Raw genomic sequence first — 3,920 nt, forward strand, 5'->3', positions numbered from 1 at the left:
GGCTTTGGCTCCACTACGCAAGTCGGCTTAACTCAGGCGTTAGGCCGCTATCGACCAATTGCGTCACCGGAGAGCACCAATCTTGAAGAAAATCGCATCGTGTCATTGCGGCGCAGTCCAGATTGCAGTGAGTGACTACCCTTCCGAGGTAACTGACTGCAATTGTTCGCTCTGCCATAAATCTGGAGTGCTCTGGTCCTACTACTCCGCAGACGCTATCTTGTCGCTTCCGGAACCCAACTTGACAGACACATACGCATGGAATGGACACCACGTTGACTTCCACCGCTGCCGCACTTGCGGTTGTGTCACCCACTGGATCCCTCGCGACCTCACACGCGAGAGACGCGGAATCAACGCAAGGCTATTCCCGCCAAGCGCACTTGCCGCTGCACGCATTCGTCATCGGGACGGTGCAAATACTGGCAAGTACCTGGACTGACCTCATGCGCGGCCTAACAATTCGTTTAAGCCGAACTTGCTTCGCTCCACCAACAACATGGCAGGAAAAGCTTGCCATGTTGTTGGCTCCGCTACGCAAGTCGGCTTAACTCAGGCGTTAGGCGTCAATGGCGAGACCAATGAAGATCGCACTTAAAGCAATTGCCCTCATCATTTCATTCGCCATAGCCTTCTTGGCAGGTCGCATGTACCAGCAGCACCAACTCCTGAGCTCTGGCAGATACCTGACAACACAGCCACTCAAGCTCTACTCAAACACAGGCGCGCCAAGTGGAGTTCTACCGGAGGGAGTGACCCTCTACGACTTTGACGGCCCCGATGAGTTTCCTCATTTCCTACTTATCGTTGGCACCAAAGCACTCAACACGCTGCAACCGGACACTGCAAAAAGCGAGTTCAGTAGAATTCCGGCAGAGGCCGCAGTTGAGTAGATTGGCGCCTAACAATTCGTTCAAGCCGAACTTGCTTCGTTACACCAAACACATGGCAGAAGAAGCTTGCCATGTGTTTGGCTCCACTACGCAAGTCGGCTTAACTCAGGCGTTAGGCGGCTAACAACCAATGACGCAACTTGCAGCTCTTCTTATCGTTGCTCTCGGCTTGGCGCACTCCGTCCTTGGTGAGCGATACATCCTCGTGCGGCTGTTCCGCCGAGAGGATCTACCCAAGATTTTCGGCAGCAGCGAGTTCACCATCCAGACTCTTCGCTTTGCCTGGCACATTACAACTGTCGCTTGGTTTGGCTTCGCCGCATTGCTGGTGCAGATTGGTCAAGGCCAACTCACATTGTCCAGTGCGGCACAGATCGTCGGCTTTACCTCCATCGCATCCGGCTTTTTGCCGCTCATCATCACGCGTGGCAAGCACTTGTCGTGGCTGGTACTGTTCGTCATCGGCGGCATCTCGCTCTTCTGGGGCGCCGCCTAACAATTCGTTCAAGCCGAACTTTCTTCGTTACACCAAACCCATGGCAGAAAAAGCTTGCCATGGCTTTGGCTCCACTACGCAAGTCGGCTTAACTCAGGCGTTAGGCGCGCAGTCTGGTCTTGTGGCTTGCCACTACACTGCGGTCGCAGTTGTGTAGCTTCGCAAAAGCGTGGTGACGCAGCGCAAGGCGCGCTTTGGGGTTCACGGCGTGACGGTTCGCAGGCTTCGGCGGCATCGGCGCTCAAAGGTCGGGCTGACCTCACACCGCAACGATCGCTTCGGCCAGGTCGCGGATCGTAGTTCGCTGGGCGCGCGGAAAGCTCTGCGGTCAATGCGGTCTCGATCGTCGGGTGCGCCCTGCTCCACTCGGCGGTAAGCTGCTTCGGCAACATCAGGGGAAGGCGCGTTGGTCGCTGGTGGTTCTTCGGCGGCGTGGCTCGCCTAACAATTCGTTCAAGCCGAACTTGCTTCGTTACACCAAACACATGGCAGGAAAAGCTTGCCATGTGTTTGGCTCCACTACGCAAGTCGGCTTAACTCAGGCGTTAGGCGCTAGTTTGTTTTTTGGAGTTGGACGCAACGCGCCAAGGGTGTATCGGGCCGTTGTTTCGGCAAGTTTTCCGTCGCGCGGGGCGCGCCCGGAGTTCGCGTCGGGTGGCAGCTCGGCTTCGGCGGCTCGGCGACTTGCGGACACCACGGCCAGACTTCGGGTGCTCGCTTCGGCCAGGTCCGGCGGATTGTCTCGGGGGGCGCGCACGGCTATCGTCGGGCTTCGTACCAAAAGCATCGGGGTGGCGCAGTGGCTCGGCTTTACTCGCTTGGCCGTAGCGCCTAACAAGTCATTCAAGCCGAACCCGCTTCGTGGCTTCGGCAACATCGCTGCATCGGCAAGCGCGTCGCTCTCCGGTTTCTTCGCGCTGCGGGTCGGCTTAATTCCGGTGTTAGGCTGCACAGGGGGAGCTCAATGAGACTCATAGCACTAACAGCAGGAGCAATCTGCTCCGCATTCCTACTCGGCTGCTCGGAGGCGCCTGCGCCAACTGCGGTTGCCAGCAACAATGCAGCGGCAACCTCTACCCAATCGCAGCACAGCCCGACCCAATTGGAAGCCAGGAACGATCGCATCTGTAAAAAGATGTATGCGGTTCCATGCAGTGAACTGCTTCACCTGCTAGGGCCGTTGAACGCAGAACAACTCGGTGAGCCTCGCGCCTGCGTCAATCAGGGCGTTGCCAAATTTGAGTCTGGGCAATGGGTCGCGGACAACAAGTACCAAGACCCAAAGACTGGCGAGAGGTACGGTGATTTGTGTGTTGCAGTGTCAATCTAGCCGGCAATGCAGCCTAACAATTCGTTCAAGCCGAACTTGCTTCGCTCCACCAACAACATGGCAGGAAGAGCTTGCCATGTTGTTGGCTCCGCTACGCAAGTCGGCTTAACTCAGGCGTTAGCTCTGTGAAACCTATCATCTCCGCAAGCGCAGTTCTGTCAATTGCCTCTCTATGTGGCTGTGGTGTTATCGAGTGCATAGACGCTCAGTCACCACGCCCCTCAACGCCGCTGGCCGGCTCGCACACGGTCCAGATTGAATATAAATCGCAACCGCCTATCACGATCAACATTACCTGCGAAAAATATTATGACGCCATGTGCTCGGAAAGAGGAAACTATTGGAGTGTCCGCGAGATTGGCGACAAAAGGCCACATGTTGGCAAGGTCATTACGATAGATGACCCTAACCTTGGCAAGATTGAGTTTTTTCGGCCGAGCTGCGAGCTGTTCACGAAACCCGCCCCAAAAAACTTCTACAACGTCATATGGGTTAACGATACAAGCTACCTCTATTCCGGTGAAAGCACAGAAGGTCACGTTTTCACTAGACGAAGAACTCGCTCGAAGGCAGAGCGCTCCGTAACCATTCCGTTCATCTTCAGGGTGAATGGAAAGACCTTGTTGCCACCCCCGCCGCCACAGAGCTAACAATTCGTTCAAGCCGAACTTGCTTCGTTACACCAAACACATGGCAGAAAAAGCTTGCCATGGCTTTGGCTCCACTACGCAAGTCGGCTTAACTCAGGCGTTAGGCGCGCAGTCTGGTCTTGTGGCTTGCCACTACACCGCGGTCGCAGTTGTGTAGCTTCGTACAAGCTTGGTGACACAGCGCAAGGCGCGCTTTGGGGCTCACGGCGTGACGGTTCGCAGGCTTCGGCGGCATCGGCGCTCAAAGGTCGGGCTGACCTCGCACCGTAGCGATCGCTTCGGCCAGGTCGCGGATCGTAGCTCGCTGGGCGCGCGGAAAGCTCTGCGGTCAATGCAGTCTCGATCTTCGGGTGCGCCCTGCTCCGCACGGCGGTAAGCTGCTTCGGCAACATCAGGGGAAGGCGCGTTGGTCGCTGGTGGCTCTTCGGCGGCTTGGCTCGCCTAACAAGTCATTCAAGCCGAACCCGCTTCGTCCCTTCGTTGAGGCATCTCGTTGGTGATGTTGCTCGGCACCCGGTCTGCGCGTTGCGGGTCGGCTTAATTCCGGCGTT

Annotated in this window: 3 protein-coding genes; all 3 read left to right on the forward strand. The window is 56.7% G+C overall.

What is annotated here, in order from left to right; genetic code table 11:
* The first annotated feature begins 82 nt into the window (after positions 1–82).
* Positions 83–442 carry a GFA family protein gene (locus tag SNE34_RS14875; protein ID WP_486651782.1) on the forward strand — a complete coding sequence of 120 codons (360 nt, stop codon included), beginning with the start codon at positions 83–85 and terminating at the stop codon, positions 440–442.
* A 139-nt stretch (positions 443–581) separates the two neighbouring features.
* A complete protein-coding gene (locus SNE34_RS14695; protein WP_332618368.1) occupies positions 582–893 on the forward strand; it encodes a hypothetical protein in 312 nt (103 codons plus the stop codon).
* A 130-nt stretch (positions 894–1,023) separates the two neighbouring features.
* Complete coding sequence (locus SNE34_RS14700) at positions 1,024–1,389, forward strand: hypothetical protein (RefSeq protein ID WP_332618369.1); 366 nt, start codon at positions 1,024–1,026, stop codon at positions 1,387–1,389.
* Positions 1,390–3,920 lie beyond the last annotated feature (2,531 nt).

Origin of the sequence: Novilysobacter erysipheiresistens (assembly GCF_036663935.1) — a bacterium.
GTDB lineage: Bacteria > Pseudomonadota > Gammaproteobacteria > Xanthomonadales > Xanthomonadaceae > Novilysobacter > Novilysobacter erysipheiresistens.

What these genes read in the sequence shown, in the direction of transcription:
- SNE34_RS14695 (WP_332618368.1), top strand. Translation starts at nt 582, where the DNA reads ATGAAGATCGCACTTAAAGCAATTGCCCTCATCATTTCATTCGCCATA.
- SNE34_RS14700 (WP_332618369.1), top strand. Translation starts at nt 1,024, where the DNA reads ATGACGCAACTTGCAGCTCTTCTTATCGTTGCTCTCGGCTTGGCGCAC.